Annotated in this window: 22 protein-coding genes and 1 pseudogene; 22 read left to right on the top strand and 1 reads right to left on the bottom strand. The window is 45.7% G+C overall.

The window, feature by feature from the left end; translation table 11 throughout:
* Positions 1–54 precede the first annotated feature (54 nt).
* The 20 genes from ymfI to M1E06_RS12200 all read left to right on the top strand — a co-directional run bounded on the left by ymfI (position 55) and on the right by M1E06_RS12200 (position 21,843).
* Complete coding sequence (gene ymfI, locus M1E06_RS12295) at positions 55–786, top strand: elongation factor P 5-aminopentanone reductase (protein ID WP_035338737.1); 732 nt, start codon at positions 55–57, stop codon at positions 784–786.
* Between the two features lie 70 nt (positions 787–856).
* Positions 857–1,114, top strand: a complete 258-nt coding sequence (locus M1E06_RS12290; RefSeq protein WP_020451452.1) for a DUF3243 domain-containing protein — start codon at positions 857–859, stop codon at positions 1,112–1,114.
* 246 nt (positions 1,115–1,360) lie between these two features.
* On the top strand, positions 1,361–2,152 hold the full coding sequence (locus M1E06_RS12285; protein WP_003181917.1) for a YmfK family protein: 792 nt from the start codon (positions 1,361–1,363) through the stop codon (positions 2,150–2,152).
* A 17-nt stretch (positions 2,153–2,169) separates the two neighbouring features.
* On the top strand, positions 2,170–3,072 hold the full coding sequence (locus tag M1E06_RS12280) for a helix-turn-helix domain-containing protein (RefSeq protein WP_020451454.1): 903 nt from the start codon (positions 2,170–2,172) through the stop codon (positions 3,070–3,072).
* Between the two features lie 66 nt (positions 3,073–3,138).
* Positions 3,139–3,720 (top strand): CDP-diacylglycerol--glycerol-3-phosphate 3-phosphatidyltransferase, encoded by a 582-nt coding sequence (pgsA, locus tag M1E06_RS12275; RefSeq protein ID WP_003181921.1) that lies wholly within the window; start codon positions 3,139–3,141, stop codon positions 3,718–3,720.
* Between the two features lie 19 nt (positions 3,721–3,739).
* On the top strand, positions 3,740–4,990 hold the full coding sequence (locus tag M1E06_RS12270; protein WP_020451455.1) for a competence/damage-inducible protein A: 1,251 nt from the start codon (positions 3,740–3,742) through the stop codon (positions 4,988–4,990).
* Between the two features lie 168 nt (positions 4,991–5,158).
* The gene (gene recA, locus M1E06_RS12265; RefSeq protein ID WP_020451456.1) at positions 5,159–6,205 is read left to right on the top strand and encodes a recombinase RecA; all 1,047 of its coding nucleotides are present in this window, start codon (positions 5,159–5,161) and stop codon (positions 6,203–6,205) included.
* A gap of 341 nt (positions 6,206–6,546) precedes the next feature.
* Positions 6,547–8,106: a ribonuclease Y gene (rny, locus tag M1E06_RS12260; protein WP_020451457.1), complete on the top strand. Its 1,560-nt coding sequence runs from the start codon at positions 6,547–6,549 to the stop codon at positions 8,104–8,106.
* Positions 8,107–8,192: 86 nt separating this feature from the next.
* A complete protein-coding gene (locus M1E06_RS12255) occupies positions 8,193–8,990 on the top strand; it encodes a TIGR00282 family metallophosphoesterase (protein ID WP_003181930.1) in 798 nt (265 codons plus the stop codon).
* 201 nt (positions 8,991–9,191) lie between these two features.
* Positions 9,192–9,452, top strand: a complete 261-nt coding sequence (gene spoVS, locus M1E06_RS12250) for a stage V sporulation protein SpoVS (protein ID WP_003181955.1) — start codon at positions 9,192–9,194, stop codon at positions 9,450–9,452.
* Positions 9,453–9,557: 105 nt separating this feature from the next.
* Complete coding sequence (locus tag M1E06_RS12245) at positions 9,558–10,478, top strand: dipeptidase (protein ID WP_145654251.1); 921 nt, start codon at positions 9,558–9,560, stop codon at positions 10,476–10,478.
* Between the two features lie 124 nt (positions 10,479–10,602).
* On the top strand, positions 10,603–11,646 hold the full coding sequence (tdh, locus tag M1E06_RS12240; RefSeq protein WP_161517517.1) for an L-threonine 3-dehydrogenase: 1,044 nt from the start codon (positions 10,603–10,605) through the stop codon (positions 11,644–11,646).
* Between the two features lie 14 nt (positions 11,647–11,660).
* Positions 11,661–12,836, top strand: a complete 1,176-nt coding sequence (locus tag M1E06_RS12235) for a glycine C-acetyltransferase (RefSeq protein ID WP_020451461.1) — start codon at positions 11,661–11,663, stop codon at positions 12,834–12,836.
* A gap of 143 nt (positions 12,837–12,979) precedes the next feature.
* Positions 12,980–14,509 carry a tRNA (N6-isopentenyl adenosine(37)-C2)-methylthiotransferase MiaB gene (miaB, locus tag M1E06_RS12230; RefSeq protein WP_020451462.1) on the top strand — a complete coding sequence of 510 codons (1,530 nt, stop codon included), beginning with the start codon at positions 12,980–12,982 and terminating at the stop codon, positions 14,507–14,509.
* 1 nt (position 14,510) lies between these two features.
* Positions 14,511–14,942 carry a RicAFT regulatory complex protein RicA family protein gene (locus M1E06_RS12225; protein ID WP_020451463.1) on the top strand — a complete coding sequence of 144 codons (432 nt, stop codon included), beginning with the start codon at positions 14,511–14,513 and terminating at the stop codon, positions 14,940–14,942.
* 243 nt (positions 14,943–15,185) lie between these two features.
* Positions 15,186–15,734, top strand: a complete 549-nt coding sequence (gene cotE / locus M1E06_RS12220) for an outer spore coat protein CotE (protein ID WP_020451464.1) — start codon at positions 15,186–15,188, stop codon at positions 15,732–15,734.
* A gap of 109 nt (positions 15,735–15,843) precedes the next feature.
* Positions 15,844–18,453, top strand: a complete 2,610-nt coding sequence (gene mutS, locus M1E06_RS12215; RefSeq protein WP_216904282.1) for a DNA mismatch repair protein MutS — start codon at positions 15,844–15,846, stop codon at positions 18,451–18,453.
* Between the two features lie 17 nt (positions 18,454–18,470).
* Entirely contained in the window at positions 18,471–20,381 is a 1,911-nt protein-coding gene (gene mutL / locus M1E06_RS12210; protein WP_216904283.1) for a DNA mismatch repair endonuclease MutL, read from the top strand.
* Between the two features lie 311 nt (positions 20,382–20,692).
* On the top strand, positions 20,693–20,974 hold the full coding sequence (locus M1E06_RS12205) for a putative quinol monooxygenase (RefSeq protein WP_020451467.1): 282 nt from the start codon (positions 20,693–20,695) through the stop codon (positions 20,972–20,974).
* Positions 20,975–21,381: 407 nt separating this feature from the next.
* Entirely contained in the window at positions 21,382–21,843 is a 462-nt protein-coding gene (locus M1E06_RS12200; RefSeq protein ID WP_020451468.1) for an SMI1/KNR4 family protein, read from the top strand.
* 250 nt (positions 21,844–22,093) lie between these two features.
* Here the strand turns inward: M1E06_RS12200 and M1E06_RS12195 are convergent, their stop codons facing one another.
* Positions 22,094–22,483 carry a hypothetical protein gene (locus tag M1E06_RS12195; RefSeq protein WP_020451469.1) on the bottom strand — a complete coding sequence of 130 codons (390 nt, stop codon included), beginning with the start codon at positions 22,481–22,483 and terminating at the stop codon, positions 22,094–22,096.
* Positions 22,484–22,675: 192 nt separating this feature from the next.
* Here M1E06_RS12195 and M1E06_RS12190 point away from each other — a divergent pair.
* Together M1E06_RS12190 and M1E06_RS12185 are read left to right on the top strand one after the other, a co-directional pair.
* Positions 22,676–22,789, top strand: a pseudogene (locus tag M1E06_RS12190) (ArpU family transcriptional regulator); the annotation flags it as partial.
* 204 nt (positions 22,790–22,993) lie between these two features.
* Complete coding sequence (locus M1E06_RS12185) at positions 22,994–24,121, top strand: response regulator aspartate phosphatase (protein WP_023857670.1); 1,128 nt, start codon at positions 22,994–22,996, stop codon at positions 24,119–24,121.
* Positions 24,122–24,184 lie beyond the last annotated feature (63 nt).

The raw sequence follows: 24,184 nt of genomic DNA, 5'->3' as shown, positions 1-24,184 counted from the left end.
TTTCCGATGCACGCTGAACCTTTCTTCTTTTGAACGGAAAGGTGGAAACATAGTATGACAAAACTCGCTCTTATCACCGGTGCAAGCGGCGGAATCGGGCAAAGCATCAGCGAAAAGCTGGCGCAAAACGGGTATGATCTTCTCCTCCATTACCATACAAATGAGCTGGCAGCCGCAGCACTTGCAGAAAGGCTGTCACATACATACGGCATTCACGCCGAAATCATTCACGGCGACCTATCCGACCCCGGCGGCGCAAAAGCCGTTTCCGCTTCCATCGGCGGGCGGGCGCTTGACGGCATCGTCTTAAACAGCGGTCAAAGCTTTCGCGGGCTTGTGACAGACATGACTGATGAGGCTGTGCAGGACATGGTGCAGCTCCATGTCTCAAGCCCGTTTCTGTTGACGAGGAATCTGCTGCCGGCGATGATCAGGAAAAAATCCGGCGCAATTGTAGCTGTCAGCTCCATTTGGGGTGAAACAGGGGCGTCGTGCGAAGTTTTATACAGCATGACAAAAGGCGCGCAAAATGTGTTTGTCAAAGCCCTCGCAAAAGAGCTTGCGCCAAGCGGCATCAGAGTCAACGCCGTTTCTCCGGGCGCTGTGAAAACAAGGATGATGGGCTCGTTTTCAAAAGAGGAAGAAGAGATGATCGCCGATGAGATTCCGATGGGAAGGCTCGCCGAAGCCGAAGAGGTTGCGGACGCCGTGCTGTTTCTGCTCTCGGCTAAGGCATCTTATATCACGGGTCAAATTTTGTCAGTTAATGGCGGCTGGCATTGTTAAAAACATGTATAGTTTGCGGTCCCCCAGAGAATAATAAGGCTGTAACTTCAAGAGAATGGAGGGGCCTGATATGTCCGTACTGGATAATTGGGATCAGTGGAAAAACTTTTTGGGCGACCGTTTGAACTATGCCCAAGAAAGAGGAATGTCAAACGAAACCATCTCAGATCTCGCATATGAGATCGGCGATTATTTGGCCGGTGAGGTTGATTCAAAAAACCATCAAGAACGAGTGCTCGCGGACCTTTGGAGCGTGGCTTCCGAAGAAGAGCAGCGCGCCATTGCGAATGTGATGGTTAAGCTTGTTGAAAACAACGGCTCGCATTAAGGAGAGAGTGTGTTCACTCTCTCTTTTTTATAGGCGCGGCTTTGTTAGCGGCACCGCTTTTGTGTTTTCTTTCCGCCCCGATAGGGTAAACATCATCCAGGCGCCGTTACAGCAGGTTTTTCCCGATTCTGGGAAACGGACGTTTTTCTTATTTAATCACAACATTCTGCTTTCTAATTGAGACAAAATGCTTTATGATAAAGGAAGGTAAATTTTTGCCACGATGATGGGTAGGGAGGTTATCATTTGGCAAAGCTCGAATGGTACTTAGAATATGAAATACAAGTCAACCGTCCCGGACTTCTGGGAGATATATCCTCTTTATTGGGGATGCTTTCAATTAATATTGTGACCATTAACGGCGTCGATACTCAAAGAAGAGGCCTCTTGTTAAAATGCCGTCATATAGATCAGATTAAGCGACTGGAATCGATTCTGAACACGATGGATACGATTAAAGTGACGAAGCTCCGCGAGCCGAAGCTTCGTGACCGTCTCGCTGTAAGGCACGGCCGCTATATCCAGCGGGATGCAGACGATAAAAAAACGTTCCGGTTTGAACGCGACGAGCTTGGCTTGCTTGTCGATTTTATGGCTGAGCTGTTTAAAAAAGACGGGCACAAGCTGATCGGGATCAGGGGAATGCCCCGCGTCGGCAAGACGGAATCAATTGTCGCTTCAAGTGTCTGTGCAAGCAAAAGGTGGCTTTTTGTTTCTTCGACACTGCTGAAGCAAACGATCAGAAGCCAGCTGATTGCCGATGAGTACAGTCCGGAGAATGTTTTCATTTTGGACGGCATTGTGTCGACGAGAAGAGGATCTGAACGCCATTTGCAGCTCGTCAGTGAGATCATGCGGCTGCCGGCGACCAAAGTTGTCGAGCATCCGGACATTTTCGTGCAAAATACGGAATATACGATGGACGATTTTGATTACATCATCGAATTGCGTAACAGCCCCGATGAGGTGATTACATATGAACATGCTGAAGAACCGCAGATGTTTGACCATTCAGGTTTTTCCGGCTTTGATTTTTAAAATGGAAGGTGTTTGTTGTGACTGAACTAGGAAATCGGCTGAAAGAAGCCAGAGAGGAAAAAGGGATGTCATTGGACGATCTTCAGGCGGCCACAAAGATCCAAAAAAGGTATTTAACGGCCCTTGAAGAAGGAAACTATGATATCATTCCGGGAAAATTTTATGTGCGGGCTTTTATCAAGCAGTACGCCGAAGCTGTCGGCCTCGACTCGGAGCTCTTGTTTGAAGAGTTTAAAAAAGATATCCCTAATTCTTACAATGATGAGGTTTCTGAGAAGCTTTCTTCAATCAAGCCGCAGAGAGAGCTGCCCAAGTCTGCCTCAAAAGCGCTTGAACTTTTGCCTACCCTGCTTGTGGCAGCCGGCGTTATCGTTGTGATCGCGATCATTTACGTCATCGTTCAGGCTGTAAACGGCGGAGGCAACCAGCAGGCTGAAGAGCCTAAGACAGAGGAATCGCAAAGCAAGTATGACGTCTCAAAAGATTCCCCGCTGACAAAGGGAAATCAACAGAACACGGATGCGCAGAAAGACAGCGCTGAAGGCGACAAAGAAAAAAAGGATCAGCAGTCTGATGAGAACGACAAGCTGACCATGAAAGCGACCGCAAGCGAAGGCTCTTCCACAACTTATGAAGTATCAGGATCCGACAAGCTGGAGCTTGAAGTAAAGGCAAACGCAAACTCATGGGTCAGGGTGCGCGACGAGAAAGGAAGCTCCCTTAAAGAAGGAATGATGAAAAAAGGAGAAACCTTTCAAAAGAATATTACCGATCAATCGCAAATTGATTTGCGGATCGGATATGCGCCGGGCGTTGAAATTAAAATCAACGGAGAAGTTCTTTCTTACAAGCTCGATCCTAAGACTGTGATGACACAAAACATAACGATTCAAAATAAAAAGGAGGAAAAGTCATCTTAATTGCACAGATGACTTTTTCTTGCGTTCATCATCATTAGGAAAACATACATATCTGGAGGAACCTTTATGTTTAATCTACCGAATAAAATCACGCTTTCTAGAATCGCATTAATTCCTGTTTTTATGGTCATCATGCTTGTGCCGTTTCAGTGGGGGGCTGTCTCCTTCGGCAGCGAGTCGATTCCGGTCACCCATTTGATCGGCGCACTGTTGTTTATTTTTGCTTCTGTCACCGATTGGGTTGACGGCTATTACGCGAGAAAGCTGAACCTTGTAACAAACTTTGGAAAATTTCTTGACCCGCTTGCAGACAAGCTGCTCGTGTCTTCCGCTTTAATTATTCTGGTGCATTACCATCTTGCTCCGGCCTGGATGGCCATTGTCATTATCAGCCGGGAATTTGCCGTAACGGGACTGCGGCTCGTCCTTGCGGGAACAGGGGAAGTCGTCGCGGCCAACATGCTTGGAAAAGTGAAAACATGGGCTCAGATCATCGCCATCTCTGCTCTTTTGCTTCACAATCTTCCATTTGAGCTTGTATCCTTCCCGTTCGGATCGCTTGCTTTATGGGTGGCTGTCTTTTTCACAGTCGTATCAGGATGGGATTATTTCGCTAAAAACTGGGATGCTTTAAAAACATCGAACTAAACGTGGGGAAGTGGAAACAATGAAGTTGGAAAGAAAAGCGGAAATTATCGCTGTCGGTTCTGAGCTTCTGCTCGGACAAATCGCTAATACAAATGCTCAGTTTATCAGCAGGCATTTGGCCGAAATCGGCATTAACGTCTTTTATCACACGGCGGTGGGAGATAACCCTGAACGCCTTAAACAAGTCATTCAGACAGCTCAGAAAAGGTCTGACTTCATCATTTTTTCGGGAGGCCTCGGACCGACGAAAGACGATTTGACAAAAGAAACGATCGCTGAAGTTGTCGGGCGCCCTCTTAAGCTCGACGATGAAGCCTTCGAATCGATTCAGGATTACTTCAGAAAAACGAACCGGGAGATGTCGCCGAACAACCGCAAACAGGCGTTGATCCTCGAAGGATCCGATGTTCTGCCGAACCGCTTCGGGATGGCTCCGGGAATGCTGCTTGAGCATGAATCGCGCTTTTATATGCTCTTGCCGGGACCTCCGAAAGAGCTGGAGCCGATGTTTGAAAACGAAGCGAAGCCGCTGATTTTGGAAAAGCTCGGCTCGAAGGAAAAGATCGTGTCAAGGGTGCTGCGGTTCTTCGGCATCGGAGAATCCCAGCTTGAAACCGATTTGGAAGATCTCATCGATGCGCAGACTAATCCGACAATCGCCCCGCTTGCGGCCGACGGGGAAGTCACGCTCAGGCTCACGGCAAAGCATGCGGATCCGAAGGAGACAAACCGCTTGTTAAAAGAAACGGAAGACCTCATCCTGGAGCGGGTCGGAGAGTTCTTTTACGGGTATGATGATACATCTCTTGCAGAAGAGCTTGCGAAAGCATGCAGGAGCAAGGGAATGACCTTGGCCGCTGCGGAAAGCTTTACAGGCGGGCTTTTTTCCACCTGGCTGACGGAAATGAGCGGCGCTTCCGAATATTTCAAAGGCGGTGCCGTCTGCTACACAAACGAATTGAAAGTTTCAGCGGCCGGCGTTGCTGAAGACACGCTGCAGCGCTACGGTGCGGTCAGCGCGCAATGCGCAAAAGAGCTCGCCGCAGGCATCAGAGTCAAAACAGGAAGCGATATCGGCATCAGCTTTACTGGAGTAGCCGGGCCGAATACGCAAGAAGGCCATCCGGCAGGAAAGGTGTTTATCGGCATCTCCGTGAAGGACCAGGCTGAAGAAGCGTTCGAATTTCAGTTCGCCGGATCCAGGTCTGCGGTGCGAAAGCGTTCTGCCAAATACGGCTGCCATCTGTTGCTGAAAATGATGGAAAAATAAGCGGAAACCGGATTTTCGGTATATCTTTCTTATGAAAAAAGTCATTCCATTTTAGGAGATCGATTTTTCCCTCTTAAAAAAATCGAATATGCGTTCGCTTTTTTCTTGGCAAATCCGCGCAAACAAGGTATAGTAGATATAGCGGAAGTGATAAAGGAGGAAAATAGAATGAGTGATCGTCAGGCAGCCTTAGATATGGCGCTTAAACAAATAGAAAAGCAGTTTGGTAAAGGTTCGATTATGAAACTCGGCGAACAAACTGAAACGAGAATTTCAACAGTTCCGAGCGGTTCTTTAGCGCTCGACACGGCTCTTGGAGTGGGCGGATACCCGCGCGGCCGGATTATTGAAGTATACGGGCCTGAAAGCTCCGGTAAAACGACGGTGGCGCTTCATGCGATTGCCGAAGTTCAGCAGCAGGGCGGACAGGCGGCGTTTATCGACGCCGAGCACGCGCTCGACCCCGTCTATGCACAAAAGCTGGGCGTCAACATTGATGAGCTTTTGCTGTCACAGCCTGATACGGGCGAGCAGGCGCTTGAAATCGCCGAAGCTCTTGTCAGAAGCGGAGCGGTGGATATCGTTGTCATCGACTCTGTGGCAGCGCTTGTGCCGAAAGCTGAAATCGAAGGAGATATGGGGGATTCCCACGTCGGTTTGCAGGCCAGACTGATGTCTCAAGCGCTTCGTAAGCTTTCCGGAGCGATCAATAAATCGAAGACCATCGCGATCTTTATTAACCAGATTCGTGAAAAAGTCGGCGTCATGTTTGGAAATCCTGAGACGACGCCAGGCGGAAGAGCGCTGAAATTCTACTCTTCTGTCCGCCTTGAAGTGCGCCGCGCAGAGCAGCTGAAACAAGGCAACGATGTCATGGGGAACAAGACGAAAATCAAAGTCGTGAAAAACAAAGTGGCCCCTCCATTCCGGACTGCCGAAGTGGACATTATGTACGGGGAAGGGATTTCAAAAGAAGGGGAAATCATCGATCTCGGAACAGAGCTTGACATCGTTCAGAAGAGCGGTGCATGGTACTCTTATCAGGAGGAACGTCTTGGACAAGGCCGTGAAAATGCCAAACAGTTCCTGAAAGAAAACAAGGACATCCTTTTGATGATTCAAGAGCAGATCCGGGAGCACTACGGTTTGGACACTGGAGGCGTTGCTCCTGCTCAGGAAGACGAGGCCCAAGCTCAAGAAGAACTTGAATTTTAATCATGAAACATGTGAAAGGCTGCCGGCCCGATCGGCAGCCTTTTCCTTTCATCTGCGCATTCAGACGCAGCTCCTTTGTCCATCTCCTTCATCCGCGCCGTTTGAAAAGGCGTTTAATCCGGAAACGTTAAGACCGTAAGCTTGACAAGTATTTCCCACACAATTACAATGAAATTGTATCACTTGTTTTTCTTAACATGATTGATAAACATTTAAACTTGACAAGGGCTGTGAAGCCGCTTCACTCCCTGTGAAGGTTCTGTATGTTGAGAAGAAGTACAATGTACATGCCGACACTTACTTTTAGCAAGACAAGTTCATAGCAAGAGGAGGTGAAAGTTATGAATCCTTTAGCAATTCTCATCTCCATTTTGCTGAGCCTATTCTGTTTAGTTGTTGGCTACTATGTTCGTAAAATCATTGCCGAAGCAAAAATTTCAGGTGCGCGAAATGCAGCCGAACAAATTCTTGGAGACGCAAAGCGGGATGCTGAAGCGTTGAAAAAAGAAGCCCTTCTTGAAGCAAAGGACGAGATTCATACGCTTCGGATAGAAGCTGAACAAGAAGTTCGTGAAAGACGAAATGAGCTTCAAAAACAAGAAAACCGTTTACTTCAAAAGGAAGAGAACCTTGACCGAAAAGATGAATCATTAGATAAACGGGAAGCGATGTTGGAGAAGAAAGATCATTCTCTGAATGAACGACAACAACATATTGAAGAGATGGAAAGCAAAGTGGATGAAATGATTCGTATGCAGCAGTCAGAGTTGGAGCGTATTTCAAGTCTGACGCGAGATGAAGCGAAGCAAATCATTCTGGAACGGGTTGAAAACGAGCTTTCCCATGACATCGCGATCATGACGAAAGAAAGTGAAAATCGAGCGAAAGAAGAGGCTGATAAAAAAGCGAAAAATATTCTTTCATTGGCTTTACAGCGCTGTGCGGCAGATCATGTGGCCGAGACGACTGTTTCAGTTGTCAACCTTCCAAATGATGAGATGAAAGGCCGCATTATCGGACGTGAAGGACGTAATATCCGTACATTGGAAACATTGACGGGGATCGATCTGATCATCGACGATACGCCGGAAGCCGTTATCCTTTCAGGATTTGATCCGATCAGGCGTGAAACAGCCAGGATCGCTCTTGATAAACTCGTTCAGGATGGCCGCATTCATCCTGCCAGAATCGAAGAAATGGTTGAGAAATCCCGCCGTGAAGTGGATGATTACATCCGCGAAATGGGTGAACAGACGACGTTTGAAGTTGGAGTTCACGGTCTTCATCCCGATTTAATCAAAATCCTCGGCCGCTTGAAGTTCAGAACGAGCTACGGACAGAATGTACTGAAACATTCAATGGAAGTGGCGTTTCTGACAGGCCTGATGGCTTCAGAGCTCGGGGAAGACGTGACGCTCGCAAAAAGGGCAGGACTTCTTCATGATATCGGGAAAGCGATTGACCATGAGGTGGAAGGAAGCCACGTTGAAATCGGTGTGGAACTGGCCACTAAGTATAAAGAGCATCCAGTTGTCATCAACAGTATCGCATCTCACCACGGAGATCAGGAGCCGACTTCCATCATCGCCGTGCTCGTGGCCGCAGCCGATGCGCTGTCCGCCGCAAGACCAGGCGCAAGAAGCGAAACGCTCGAAAACTATATTCGCAGGCTTGAAAAGCTGGAAGAAATCTCTGAATCGTACGAAGGTGTTGAAAAATCATTCGCGATACAAGCGGGACGAGAGGTGCGGATCATGGTCAAACCTGACTCAATCAACGATCTTGAAGCCCATCGTTTGGCGCGTGATATTCGAAAACGAATCGAGGACGAGCTTGACTACCCTGGACACATCAAGGTAACCGTGATCAGGGAAACGAGAGCCGTTGAATACGCAAAATAAAGTGGTGCGAATGCGCCACTTTATTTTTTTGTTTCCTTGTGTAACACTATGATTAAAACCTATTTTAAAAAAGAAAGGGTCAAATTATGAGAATTTTATTTATTGGAGATGTTGTCGGTTCGCCCGGCAGAGACATGATCAAAACCTATTTGCCGAAGCTGAAGCTGAAATATAAACCGAACGCCGTCATCGTCAACGGAGAAAACGCCGCACACGGAAAAGGCATTACCGAAAAAATATACCACCAGCTCATTCAAGCGGGAGCCGACGTTCTCACAATGGGAAACCACACATGGGATAAAAGGGAAATATTTGATTTTATTGATGATGCGCCGCAGATCGTCAGACCCGCCAATTTTCCCGAAGGCACGCCTGGAAAAGGCATCACATACATAAAAACAAACGGTTCGAAGGAACTGGCTGTGATCAATTTGCAAGGCCGCACATTTCTGCCTGCGATTGATTGCCCTTTTCGAAAAGCTGATGAATTAATAGAAGAAGCGTCAAAAAGAACACCGTTCATCTTTATCGATTTTCATGCCGAAGCGACAAGCGAAAAGCAGGCGATCGGCTGGTATACGGACGGCCGCGTGTCAGCAGTTGTCGGAACGCATACGCATGTTCAGACAGCTGACAACCGCATTCTTCCGAAAGGCACGGCATATATAACAGACGTAGGGATGACAGGGCCTTACGACGGGATTCTCGGCGTCGACCGCGAGACGATTATCAAGCGATTTAAAACGAGCCTGCCCGTTCGTTTTGAGATTGCCGAAGGACGCACAACACTGAGCGGAGTTGTCATTGACATTGACGAACAGAGCAAGAAAGCCGTTAAAATTGACCGGATATTAATTAATGATGACCACATGTTTTTTGAATGACTGAACAGAAAATCATTTTAGAAAAATATTAAAAGGAAAGCAGGAATATCCCGGTCCTATAGTGAATATAGTAAAAATGGAAGGTACCCTGCTATTTTTGAAAAGCAATTAAAAGGGGATGGCTTTGAAAATAGCAACATCTAATAATGATTGTTCTAATGAACACTCACTTATCCATTGTAAACTTAAGGGGGAGCAGGAATGGAAATATTAAAGGTTTCAGCAAAATCAAATCCAAACTCGGTCGCAGGTGCGCTCGCAGGAGTCTTGAGGGAACGAGGAGCTGCAGAAATTCAAGCAATCGGAGCCGGAGCATTAAATCAGGCTGTTAAAGCGGTAGCGATTGCACGGGGATTTGTAGCGCCGAGCGGTGTCGATCTGATTTGCATTCCGGCGTTTACGGACATTCAAATTGACGGTGAAGAACGAACAGCGATTAAGCTAATCGTAGAGCCTCGCTGATAGAAAAATCACTCTTTTTCAAATGCTTCAACCTGCTTACTTTCACGTAAGCGGGTTGTTTTTGGTTTAGCCGTTTTTGAAAAATGCAGCCGGGAGAGGATGAACGTGAAAATTTTTGATGCCCATTCTGATTTGCTGCTGAAGCTCTGGAAAAATCCGAAGCTTAATGAATACAGCGACCCGTCGCTTCAAACGCCGGTTCAGGCTCTGTTAAACGGAAAGGCGAAAGTGCAGTGTCTGGCGATTTTTCTGCCCGAAACCGTACCCGACACAATTAGGCTTGAAATGGCGCTCGTGCAGATCCGGCTGTTTCACGAAAAAATTGCAAAGTACAAGCGAATCAAACTGATCAAACATAAAGCCGATATCGACAAGCTCAAAAGCGATGAAACCGGCATCATTCTAACGATGGAAGGCTGTGAGCCGATCTCAAAAAACTTAAGGCTGTTTGACATCTTTTTTCAGCTCGGAGTCAGAAGTTTCGGCCTGACGTGGAACTGGGCCAATACGTTCGCAGACGGCGCTTTAGAAGAAAGAAACGCAGGTTTGACTTCTTATGGGGAAAGGCTGATTCGCAAGGCGAACAAAAACCGGGCATGGACCGATCTCTCCCATTTATCAGAGAAAAGCTTTTGGGGTGCGGTTGAAACGGCAGCGTATCCGATCGCCTCTCATTCGAATGCGCACAGCCTTTGCCCTCATCCGAGAAATTTAAAAGACGATCAAATCAAAGCGCTTATTGAAAAGAACGGCGTCATCGGCTTGACATTTGTTCCTGAATTCGTGAGAAACGGAAAAACGACTGTGATCAAAGATATCCTCTCACATATTGACCATGTCTGCTCTTTGGGAGGTGAGCGGCATATCGGATTCGGATCTGATTTTGACGGCATCGACCGGGTCATTCCGGGTCTGGAAGCCCACAAAGATTACGGGAATCTGATCGAAGCGTTGCAGCGCTCATATACACCAAGTCAAGTCGACGGATTTCTCTTTCAAAATTTCTTCAGCCGCATCCCATTTTAAAAAAATATCATACATTTTTCAGAGGGTGTTCATCTGTTTTTCTCAGGAGGACACAGATGTTTACCAATATGAATTATCGTGCTACAATCCTTTTGTAAAGCGATTTTGCAAAGGGGGTCTGTTCATCTTGGACGGAAATATGAAAGCGCTTATCAAGAAGCCGGGGGAGCCGGGCGCCAGCTTCGAGCTCGTCCCGATACCGAAGATCGACAAACACGAGGTGCTGATCAAAGTCAAAGCCGCATCGATTTGCGGAACGGATGTCCATATTTATAATTGGGATGAATGGGCGAAAAGCAGGGTGAAACCGCCTTATGTGTTTGGCCACGAATTTTCTGGCGAGGTTGTACTAGTGGGGGAAAATGTGACTGTGGTACAAGAAGGGGAGTATGTTTCGGCAGAAACGCACATCGTTTGCGGAAAGTGCCTGCCGTGTTTGACTGGAAAAGAGCATGTCTGCAGAAAAACGCTGATTCTCGGTGTCGATACAGACGGCTGTTTTGCTGAATATGTCAAAGTGCCTGCCGCAAACATTTGGAAAAATCCGGACGACATGCCTGAGGATCTCGCTTCTATTCAAGAACCGCTCGGAAATGCCGTGCATACGGTTCTGACGGGAATGACAGCTGGAGTGAAAGTCGCTGTCGTCGGCTGCGGACCGATCGGATTGATGGCCGTGGCAGTTGCAAAAGCGTCAGGCGCGTCACAAGTGATCGCCATCGATAAAAACGAATACAGGCTCGACCTTGCATTGCAAATGGGGGCAACCGATATCATCTCCGTTGAAAAAGAAGATCCGCTCAAAAATGTAAGCGCTTTAACAGGCGGTGAAGGGGCGGACTTGGTTTGCGAAATGTCAGGCCATCCGACGGCCATCCGCCAAAGTTTAAAAATGGCTGCGAACGGAGGGCGGGTGCATGTCTTAAGTCTGCCCGAGCATCCCGTATGCATCGATATGACAAATGATATCGTCTTTAAAGGATTGACGGTTCAGGGAATTACCGGCCGCAAAATGTTTGAAACGTGGAGGCAGGTCAGCGGTCTTCTCCAGTCCGGTACGATTCAAATCAAGCCTGTCATCACCCACCGTTTCCCGATGGAAGAGTTTGGAAAAGGCTTTGAACTGATGAGAAAAGGGCAATGCGGAAAAGTCGTATTGATACCGTGAAGGGAGAGATGGATATGAAAGAATTTAATTTTTTAGCTTCCGAGCTTGATACAATGAAAGAAAACGGAACTTTTCAGGAACTGCCGATCATCGAATCGCTGCAAGGATCAACTGTCAAAATGAAGGGAAAAGACATCATTCAGCTTTCATCCAATAACTATCTCGGGTTGACGTCACATCCGCGCCTCCAAAAAGCGGCCGAAGAGGCGGTAAAACGGTACGGAGCTGGAACGGGATCGGTCCGGACAATAGCCGGAACATTCACCATGCATGATGAGCTCGAAAAGAAGCTCGCTTCATTTAAAAATACTGAAGCTGCGCTCGTATTTCAGTCCGGTTTCACCGCAAATCAAGGCATTCTTTCAAGCATTCTCACCAAAGATGATATCGTCATCTCAGACGAATTAAACCATGCTTCCATCATTGACGGCATCAGACTTACCAAAGCGGGCAAAAAAGTATATCAGCATGCGGACATGGAAGATTTAGAAAAGATTTTAAAAAAATCAATGAATTACAGAATGCGGCTTATCGTTACAGACGGCGTGTTTTCTATGGACGGAGACATCGCGCCGCTTCCCGAAATCGTCCGGCTCGCTGAACAGTATGACGCATTTGTCATGGTCGACGACGCGCACGCGTCCGGCGTTCTCGGCGAGAACGGACGCGGAACGGTTCACCATTTCGGGCTGGACGGGAAGGTTCACATTCAAGTCGGCACGCTCAGCAAGGCGATCGGTGTTTTAGGAGGCTATGCGGCCGGTTCCAAGGTGCTGATCGACTATTTAAAGCATAAAGGCAGACCGTTTCTCTTCAGTACTTCCCATCCGCCGGCCGTCACTGCGGCATGCATTGAAGCGGTCAATGTGCTGATGGAGGAACCTTCATTAATTAAAAAGCTTTGGGACAATACTTCGTACTTCAAAAAAGAGCTTGAAAAAATCGGCCTTCCGCTGATTAAGAGCGAAACGCCGATCACGCCGATTTTAATAGGTGATGAAGCCGAGGCATGCCGCTTTTCAAGCACGCTTTTCGAGCTCGGTTTATTTGCCCAGGCCATTGTATTTCCGACCGTCCCGAAAGGCAAAGCGCGGATCAGAACGATCATGACCGCCCAGCATTCGAAAGAAGAACTTGATAAAGCCCTTGAAATCATTGAAACCGGCGCCAAAAAAGCGGGTCTGCTTTAAACTCGTCGATTTCTTTTTAAACAAAGCAAATAACCATTGATAATCATTTTCAGTTAGTGTACAATGATAGGTTCTGGGTTGTGCTGACAACCGAGAACCTTTATACTGAAGAGTGGAGCTTTGTTTGAAAGGAGATCAAAAACATGAATGAGAAACAGCGCATTGAAAGCGGACAGGTCAATCCATCGGACAAAAAATCCGAGAAGGATTACAGCAAGTACTTCGAAGCTGTTTATGTTCCGCCTTCCTTAAAAGATGCGAAAAAACGCGGCAAAGAAGAGGTTAAATACCATAGCGATTTTAAAATTTCCGAGCAGTACAAAGGGATGGGTGAAGGACGGAAGTTCTACATCCGCACATACGGCTGCCAGATGAATGAACACGATACAGAAGTCATGGCCGGTATTTTCATGACCCTCGGCTATGAGCCGACGGATTCGACTGAAGACGCTAATGTGATTCTGTTAAACACATGCGCCATTCGCGAAAATGCGGAAAACAAAGTATTCGGTGAAATCGGCCATTTAAAAGCTTTGAAAAAAGACAATCCGGATTTGATCCTTGGCGTATGCGGATGTATGTCCCAGGAAGAATCAGTCGTCAACCGGATTTTAAAGAAACATCCGTTCGTCGATCTGATTTTCGGTACACACAATATCCACCGCTTGCCGGAACTTTTGTCAGAAGCTTATCTGTCAAAAGAAATGGTCATCGAAGTGTGGTCTAAAGAAGGCGATGTCATTGAAAACCTTCCGAAAGTCCGCACCGGCAAAATTAAAGGCTGGGTCAACATCATGTACGGCTGCGACAAGTTCTGTACGTACTGCATCGTGCCGTACACAAGAGGAAAAGAACGAAGCAGACGTCCTGAAGAAATCATTCAGGAAGTGAGACGACTTGCGGCTGAAGGCTATAAAGAAATCACGCTTCTCGGACAGAACGTCAACGCTTACGGCAAAGATTTCGAGGATATGGAATACGGACTCGGACACTTGATGGATGAGCTCCGCAAAATCAATATTCCGCGAATCCGCTTCACGACAAGCCATCCGCGTGATTTTGACGATCATCTGATCGAGGTGCTCGCAAAAGGCGGGAACCTTCTGGACCACATCCACCTGCCTGTTCAGTCCGGAAGCTCGGATGTCTTGAAACTGATGGCGCGCAAATACGACCGCGAACGCTATCTCGAGCTTGTCGCCAAAATTAAAAAAGCGATGCCGAACGCGTCTTTAACAACAGACATTATCGTCGGCTTCCCGAACGAAACTGATGAGCAATTTGAAGAAACGCTTTCCTTATACAGAGAAGTTGAATTTGACAGCGCCTATACGTTCATCTACTCGCCTCGCGAAGGAACGCCAGCTGCAAAAATGAAAGACAATGTTCCGATGCGCGTGAAAAAAGAACGGCTTCAGCGATTAAATGAAGTGGTCAACGAAATTTCCGCGAAGAAAATGAAGGAATATGAGGGGCAGGTTGTCGAAGTGTTAGTAGAGGGTGAAAGTAAAAACAACCCTGATATCCTTGCCGGCTATACACGGAAAAACAAGCTTGTCAACTTCAAAGGACCAAAAGAAGCGATCGGCCAGCTTGTCAACGTGAAAATCCACCAGGCGAAAACTTGGTCGCTTGACGGAGAAATGGTAGGAGAAGCAATCGAGGTGAAATAAAGTGACGCTTTATACGAAAAAAGAGATTGTTGCAAAAGCGCGGGAGCTCGCAAAAATGATTGCCGAAACGGAAGAAGTCGACTTTTTCAAAAAAGCGGAGGCACAGATTAATGAGAATGCCAAAATAACTGGCATTATCAACCAAATCAAAGCCCTGCAAAAGCAAGCCGTCAACTTTAAACATTACGAAAAGCACGAAGCGCTTAAACAAACGGAAGCAAAGATTGACGCGCTTCAGGAAGAGCTTGACGAGATCCCGATCATTCAAGAGTTCAGAGACTCCCAAATGGAAGTCAACGACCTTCTTCAGCTCGTCGCGCATACAATATCAAACCAAGTGACAAACGAGATCATCACATCAACCGGTGGAGACCTGCTGAAAGGCGAGACCGGTTCAAGAGTAAAAAATTCATCACCGAGCTGTTCTCTATAATTTGGCGGCGCCTTTTAAAGGCGTCGTTTTTTTGAATGCAATTTCCCGCCGCGACGGCTAATTGAAAAGATTCGGTTTTCGGTCTGTCTTTTTCTTTTCTGATTTAAGTCAAGTTTATCCTTTTATCTGCATACACTTAAACAGATTCATTATATGGGATGTTATTTTGATTTCTCAAGGAACGCACATTAGACGAATGCCCAGCATAGGATAATACGAGGAAAAACAAGGAGGCATGACCGAATGTCTGAATACAGGGAAATTATTACTAAAGCGGTGGTCGCGAAAGGCCGGAAATTCACCCAGTCCACTCATACAATCTCCCCTTCGCAAAAGCCAACCAGTATTTTAGGCGGTTGGATTATCAATCATAAGTATGACGCCGAAAAAATCGGAAAAACCGTGGAAATTGAAGGGACATATGATATCAACGTCTGGTATTCATATGCGGACAACACCAAAACCGAAGTTGTGACAGAACGCGTTTCCTATGTTGATGTTATTAAGCTCCGGTATCGCGACAAAAATTACTTAGATGATGAACACGAAGTGATTGCGAAGGTGCTTCAGCAGCCGAACTGCCTTGAAGTGACCATTTCTCCGAACGGAAACAAAGTGGTTGTACAGGCGGAAAGGGAATTTTTATCAGAGGTTGTCGGCGAGACGAAGGTCGTCGTTGAGGTCAATTCTGATTGGACGGAAAGCGATGAGGAAGAAGCGTGGGAAGAAGAACTTGATGAAGAACTTGAGGACATCAATCCGGAGTTTTTGGTCGGAGATCCAGAAGAATAAAAGGAAGCTAGGGAAACACCACCCTAGTTTCTTTTTTTTAGCATGAATCTTTATGGTATAATGAGTGTTGGAATCAATAGAAACGTTTATACATAGTGAGGGATTAAATATGGCAGGCTACACGCCTATGATACAGCAATATTTAAAGATTAAGGCAGAGTATCAGGATGCCTTTTTATTTTTTCGTCTTGGAGACTTTTATGAAATGTTTTTTGAAGATGCCAAAAAGGCGTCTCAGGAACTCGAAATCACGCTGACGAGCAGAGACGGTGGATCGAGCGAAAGAATTCCGATGTGCGGGGTTCCTTATCATTCATGCTCTTCATATATCGAACAGCTCATTAAAAAAGGCTATAAAGTCGCGATCTGTGAGCAGGTGGAGGACCCTAAATCGGCCAAAGGAGTCGTCAAAAGGGAAGTCGTGCAGCTGATCACACCCGGCACCGTGATGGACGGAAAAGGAATTCATGAAAATGAAAACAACTTTATCGCCTCTGTCAGTGAATTTCAGCATACATACGGGCTCGCTTTTTCTGATTTGACGACGGGCGAGAACTTAGTGACGATTATCGAAAGGCTTGATGATGTCGTTTCCGAGATTTACTCTGTCGGAGCAAGGGAAATCGTCGTCAGCCGCAACTTTGACGAGAAAGATGTCGCGCTGCTGAAAGAGCGCTGCGGCGCCACGATCTCTTTCGAGGATGAACAAGCAGATGAATGGCCTGACATTGTGAACGGTCTGGCGTCCAAAGAGCTTGTCGATACGTTTATGAGGCTTTACGTCTACTTGAAGCGGACGCAGAAAAGAAGCCTTGACCACCTTCAAAACGTTCAGGCTTACGAGCTCGAAGAAGCGATGAAAATCGATTTGTATTCGAAACGCAATCTTGAACTGACGGAAACGATCCGTTCGAAAAACAAAAAAGGCTCGCTTCTTTGGCTTTTGGATGAAACGAAAACGGCAATGGGAGGGCGGCTGTTAAAGCAATGGATCGACAGGCCGCTGATCAGAAAGGGACAGATTGAAGAGCGCCAGGAAATCGTCGAAACGCTGATCGCCCATTTGTTTGAGCGGGAAGATTTGCGCGAACGGCTGAAGGAAGTATACGATCTCGAGCGGCTCGCCGGAAGGGTCGCTTACGGCAACGTCAATGCCCGAGATTTGATCCAGCTAAAGGAATCGCTGAAACAAGTGCCGGCCATCAAACAGCTTGTCGGCTCCCTCGACCATCCGAAAGCAAAAGCGCGCGCCGAGAAAATCGATCCGTGCGGCGATCTTTTGAATCTTTTGGAAGATGCGCTATACGAGAATCCGCCGCTTTCATTAAAAGAGGGGAACTTGATCAAAGACGGCTATCACGCGAAGCTGGATGAATACAGGGACGCAAGCAAGAACGGAAAGGACTGGATCGCAAGGCTTGAGCAGCAGGAACGCGAGTACACGGGAATCCGCTCTTTAAAAGTCGGCTTTAACAAGGTGTTCGGCTATTATATTGAAGTGACGAAAGCCAACATCCATCTGCTTGAAGAAGGCCGCTATGAACGGAAGCAGACGCTGACCAATGCAGAACGCTACATCACGCCGGAGCTGAAAGAAAAAGAAGCGCTGATTCTCGAAGCGGAAAACAATATTTGCGAACTGGAGTATGAGCTGTTTTCCGAGCTTCGCAGCAAGGTGAAGGAATATATCCCGCGCCTGCAGCAGCTGGCAAAAATGATGAGCGAGCTTGATGTGCTCCAATGTTTTGCGACGATCAGCGAAAGCCGCCACTATGTTAAACCGGAGTTTTCCGAGGACGTCGTTCAGGTGATCGACGGACGGCATCCGGTCGTAGAAAAGGTGATGGACAGCCAGTCTTACGTTCCGAACAGCTGCGAAATGGGCAAAGGCAGACAGATGCTTTTAATCACCGGGCCGAATATGTCAGGGAAAAGCACGTATATGAGACAGATGGCGCTGATCTCCATTTTGGCGCAGATCGGCTGTTTTGTTCCTGCCAAAAAAGCGGTGCTGCCGATCTTTGATCAGATCTTTACAAGAATCGGTGCTGCGGATGATCTGATATCCGGACAGAGCACGTTTATGGTGGAAATGCTTGAAGCCAAAAATGCGATCGTTCATGCGACGAAAAACAGCTTGATTCTATTTGACGAAATCGGCCGGGGTACGTCTACTTACGACGGAATGGCGCTTGCGCAGGCGATCATCGAGTACGTTCACGAGCACATCGGCGCGAAGACTTTGTTTTCCACTCACTATCACGAGCTGACATCCCTTGAAGAAAAGCTTGCCGACTTGAAGAATGTTCACGTTCGTGCGGAAGAATACGAAGGAAAGGTCGTATTCCTTCACCAGATAAAAGAAGGCGCAGCAGATAAAAGCTACGGTATCCATGTCGCGCAGCTTGCCGAATTGCCCGACGGTTTGATCAGCAGGGCGAAAACGATCCTGAAAGAGCTTGAATCCGGCGCCAAAGAAGCGGTTCCATCAACGGCTCCGAATACGGTAAAAGAGGCGGCGGAAGAAGTCGCGGCAACTGTTGCAGATCAACCGGCCCAGCTGTCATTTTTTGAAACGGACAAGCCGAAAGAAAAAGAGACGAAGCTCTCCAAAAAAGAGCAGGCTGTTTTAGCCGAATTTAAATCGATGGATCTGCTCGATATGACGCCTATACAAGTCATGAATGAACTGTACAGGCTGCAAAAAAAATTAAAGTAATAAAGAGGTGACCCAACTTGGCAAAAATTGTTCAGCTGCCAGACGATTTATCGAATAAAATCGCGGCGGGTGAAGTAGTGGAAAGGCCTGCGTCGGTCGTCAAAGAGCTTGTCGAAAATGCAATCGATGCGAACAGCTCCGTGATTGAAATCGATGTTGAAGAAGCGGGTCTCGCCTCGATTAAAGTGCTTGACGACGGCGAAGGGATGGATGCAGAAGACTGCAGAACGGCTTTTTTGCGTCATGCCACAAGCAAAATCAAAGACGAAAACGATCTGTTTCGCGTCAGAACGCTCGGATTTCGCGGAGAAGCTTTGCCAAGTATCGCGTCTGTCTCACATCTAAGCATTAAAACGAGCACCGGAGAAGGAGCAGGCACCCATTTGACGCTTCAGGGGGGAAGAATCATTTCCGAGCAAAAAGCGTCAAGCCGCAGAGGAACCGAAATTACGGTTACCAATCTGTTTTTCAATACGCCGGCAAGGCTGAAATATATGAAAACGATCCATACGGAGCTTGGCAACATTACAGATGTGGTCAACAGAATCGCCCTTGCCCACCCGGAAGTTTCGATCAGGCTGCGTCATCAAGGGAAAACGCTTCTGCAGACAAACGGAAACGGCGATGTCCGCCACGTGCTTGCGGCGATTTACGGCACGGCGGTTGCCAAAAAAATGCTCCCGCTTGAAGCGAGATCTCTTGATTTTGAAGTGAAAGGCTATATCGCCCTTCCTGAAATTACGCGTGCATCGCGAAATTACATGTCATCTGTCGTCAACGGCAGATACATTAAAAATTTTCCGCTCGTGAAAGCGATCCACGAGGGCTACCATACGCTTCTTCCGATCGGCCGCCATCCGATCACGTTTATTGAAATCAACATGGACCCGCTGCTTGTGGATGTCAACGTGCATCCGTCAAAGCTGGAGGTCAGGCTGAGCAAAGAGACGGAGCTTCACGAACTGATTCGCGACGCCATCAAAGACGTCTTTAAACAGCAGCAGCTCATTCCAAGCGTGCAAGTTCCGAAAAAAACCGCACCTCTGATCAATAAACCGGAACAGCAAAAGCTTGTTTTCGACCAGGTACGAGAGCCGGCACCTCTATCTGATCCTGATATTGAAAGAGAATATAAGCCGGAGCCATCGTTTTCGGCGATGAAATTAAGCTCGGTAGTCAAAGACCCGCCTCCTCCCGCTCCCGCAGAGCGCGAAGAAAGCATTATGCAAGACACCGAACCTGAATGGCCTGGAGCGGAAGAGTATACGGCGGAAGCCGAACCGGCCGTACAAGCCGAACCGGAACAGGCAGGCGAAAACGCCCATGACGAAGAGACGCCAAAAGAAAGGGTACCGATCATGTATCCGATCGGCCAAATGCACGGCACCTACATTCTCGCCCAAAATGAAAACGGGCTGTACATCATCGATCAGCACGCCGCACAGGAGCGGATCAAATACGAATATTTCCGTGAAAAAGTCGGGGAAGTCGAATCGGAAGTCCAGGACCTGCTTGTGCCGCTGACATTCCATTATTCAAAAAATGAAGCGCTGACGATCGACCAGCACTTGGACGACTTAGCCAAAGTCGGCGTCTTTCTCGAATCGTTCGGCGCCGGCAGCTATATCGTCCGATGCCACCCGACTTGGTTTCCAAAAGGGGAAGAAACGACGATCATTGAAGACATCATTCAACAGGTCCTTGATGACCGCACGATCGACATCAAAAAACTGCGCGAAGAAGCCGCAATCATGATGAGCTGCAAAGGCTCCATCAAAGCCAACCATCATCTGCGGGACGACGAAATCACCGCCCTGCTCGATGAGCTGCGCAGAACATCCGACCCATTCACATGCCCGCACGGCCGGCCGATTATCATCCACTACTCCACCTATGAGATGGAGAAGATGTTTAAGCGGGTCATGTAAATATCTAATCGCTCACAGCCCATGCTACATCAACGGCTGAGAGCGATTTTCATTTTATTGGCCACATTTTGACCACTTTTAGACGGATTGTTTCAACACCCATTAAAAAGTTTAGTGTCCAGAACATCAGGAAGCGGCACGTATATCGTCCGGTTATTCTCAAGATAGGGAAAAAGGGCTTCATCTCATAGAGAGCCCTTTTTTAAGTGGAAACCCATAAGGCAGCCATTAGACAAATTTCGCAGTTGTTTTCATTTTTTGAGAAAATGTTATAATGAAAGGCTATGAAATGATTTGAAGGGGGAATTTGGATGCATTACATAACGGCATGCTTAAAAATTATCAGTGATAAAGACCTCAATGAAATAATGAAGGAATTCAAAATACTTGAGGAAGAAACGAACAAAGAAGAAGGATGCATTAAATTCCATGCGTATCCCCTTGAACCATCAGAACGCAAAATCATGCTCTGGGAGATTTGGGAAAACGAAGAAGCTCTTAAGGTCCATTTCACAAAAAAACACACAAAAGACGTTCAAAAACAAGAATTAACGGAAGTAGAATGGTTAATGAAAAGCAATGTGAAAGATTAAAAGGCTCCTTGAGATTTATATGAAGATGGCCTTAAAAGGATAAATACGATCAAATAAAACGGCGGGTCAATTTACAATCTCACGACAGCTCTCGGATAATCCCGAGGGCTGTTAAGAACAAAAAAGCAGACCCTTTAGGAGTCCGCTTCAGTCATTGAAACACTGATTTAATTTTTTAGCCGGTGATTGCTTTTTCGGCAACATGAAACCCGTGCTCTTCCCCAAAAATTGGAGCGCATTTAGCATTTTGGCTAGCCTCTCGAATTGAAGCAAAATCAGATCAAATGTTTAATAAGCTGTTTGTATCTATCAAGAAAGTAATAAGTTTGGCTGGAGTAACAGAATTAAAAAATCACGAAGAAAAAAGAATGAAACAATTTGAGAATCAAGATTAAGAGGTGATTTCTGTGAACTATTCGGAAGTTGAACAATTCATAAAAGAAAATGCTGAAGATGATGATTTTACAGGTGGCATTAGCATCGAAAAAATTAATGATATTCAAGAAAACCTAAATGTAAAACTACCCGAAAGTTATAAATGGTTTTTAAAAAACTATGGGTCCGGTGGAATTTACGGTGTAGATATTTTAGGTCATGGAAAAGTTTCAAGAGTAGTAACAGTTACTGAAGATTACAGAGATCACTATGGTTTAATTGATGGTATCGTAGTCATTGAATACGTAGATGAATTCTCTTATTGTCTTGATACAAACAGGATGGTAGATGGTGAATGCCCAGTTATACTTTGGGATAATCAAGAGGGTTATGGTCGAAAAGTAGCTACTAATTTTCTAGAGTTTTTCATAGAAAACCTTAAGGAGTCTAAAGAAAACTGGGAAGAAGACGAAGAGTGGGACGATGAAGAATAATTGCATATAGCAAGCACTCGATCTCTAATTGAGTACTTTTTAAAAGGGGATAAAATGGTGGGCTTTTGGTTATTCTACTTTGTCATACGTTAAAGACAAGAAAAACGAACGTGAAGAGCGAGTCCATGACGGAGAGCCTGCGGACACTATTTGTGCACGGGTTGTATCCGCTTTTAATGGCCCTTTTCCCCTAATGATGCATGGTTTGAATGTGATTCTGATTCTACTTTAATGAAGCAAATTCTAACAATTAAGGCTCTATAGGTCGAACCATTCCCTGTAGCGCGGCGACAACCTGATCGACATGTCTTTTAGCCTCTTCATCAGTAGTACATTCAGCAAGAACGGTTTCCTCGTAACTTCTGCCCTCAAGGTGTTTATGATAAATCCAGATTTCACATAGCTCTTGGTAGGCTGTACCGGGTCTTTGGCCTGTAACTCCTAGATTATTAAATTGATCCACTCCAATTCTGACTAATACATACCCCATCCTGCCCAATAAACGAACAATATTTCTGCGAAGGTGGTCAAGATCTCTAAATGCTCGCATATTCCGAACATAGGTACTGGATTCAATTCCAAATGGCCGATGAAAAGATGGGAATGAAAACGGGTTTACAGGATATTGATCATAAAACAAGCCCTATCACTCCTTTTTATCTTACGATTTATAATAAAGAATTATATTCGACTATTTTTGGACTGGAAGTTTGTCTATACATAATTGTATATTTGCCTAGAAATCGGTGATGCAATCTTCAACGTTCAAAAAAGGCCATTATATAAAGTTTATGATTAGGTAGAAGTATATGAATTCCCAGCCTGTTGCTCTCAAAAAATAAAGGACATTGAGATTTATATGGAGATGGGGTTGAAAAAGGACAAATACTATCTGGTCAAACGGCGAGCCATTTACAATTTTTCGACAGCTCTTGGGATTATATAGCGCTCCCTTTTAAAAAGCCGCAATAGCATCTAACTTTAATCACCTAAAATCACCCCCATTAAATCAATAGTTCTTAACCCTTTCTCAAATTGCTGTTGCGGGGGGAACCGAAAATTTAATTGCGGTGGCCCGAACGTCTTTTTCGAATGATGAAATATTGTTAAAATTTACATCATTAGTATAGTTAAGGGAAGGGTGAAAAGGTTGGATAGAATCTCATCTGCAGAAGTGGGGATGAAAATTACTGAGTGGCACCAGCATATTCAAAAATTCAATGTGACAGACGCCGAAATGCTTAAAGCTGAAATTGAAAGGGATATAGAGGTTATGGAAGAAGATCAGGATTTACTAATCTATTATCAGTTGATGGCTTTCCGCCACAGTATAATGATAGAATATATAGCACCTTCGGGTGAAAAACAGATGGAATTATCAGAATATTTGAAGAGAATTGAAGGGAATAAACGAAAATTAGATCATATGCTTACGTATTATTATCATTTTTTTCGAGGGATGTACGAATTTAGGAATGGAGAATATACGAAGGCAATTACTTATTATAAAAGAGCGGAACGTCAATTTCCTGCTATATCAGATTCGATTGAAAAAGCGGAATTTCACTTTAAAATGGCTGAAGTCTATTACCACATGAAAATGACCCACGTTTCGATGTACTTTGCAGAGCGTGCATATAACATTTACAAAAAATATGAACTCTATTCTGTTCGCCTTATTCAGTGTCATTTTGTCATTGCTGGGAATTATGATGATTTAGAGAATCATGAAAAGGCTCTTCCACACCTAAATCAAGCACTTAGAGGCGCAGAACTATTAAAAAAGAAAAATCCACAGATATACGCTTCTGCTTTTTACAACCTTGGCAACTGCTATCACAAAATGGACAACTTAAATAAGGCTGCAAGATATATTGAACAAGCTCTCATTCAATATAAAAAATTAAAATCAAAAAATTTGCCGCAAGCATATCACGACTTGGCACTAATCAATTTCAAACAAAATAAGCATGATAAAGCCAAGGATTATTACCGAAAAGGGCTTAGAAGTGCTGTGGAGCTTAAAGATCATCTGTTTATAAGCCTTTTTGAAGCTCTCGAGTCACTTTATATAAGACGGGGTGAAACTACATCACTTTTTAAAATTTTCAACCGACTGGAAACAAGCAAAGGATTTCCGTATTTGGAAGAGCTGGCATTGTTAGCCGGCACCTATCTAGATTATAATGGAAAAACAGAGGATAGTCTCATCTGTCTTAAAAAGATGGTCTATGCTCAAAAGCAAATATTGAAGGGGGAATGTTTGTATGAAGTCTAAAATGAAGATCGGTTTAGGAATTATGATAATTGGACTTGGCTTTCTCAGTCATTTTTCGAACAA

It is taken from the genome of Bacillus sp. AK124, from assembly GCF_053903085.1.
The sequence above is the reverse complement of the archived record's forward strand: the minus strand, read 5'-3'. Positions and strand labels throughout refer to the sequence as shown.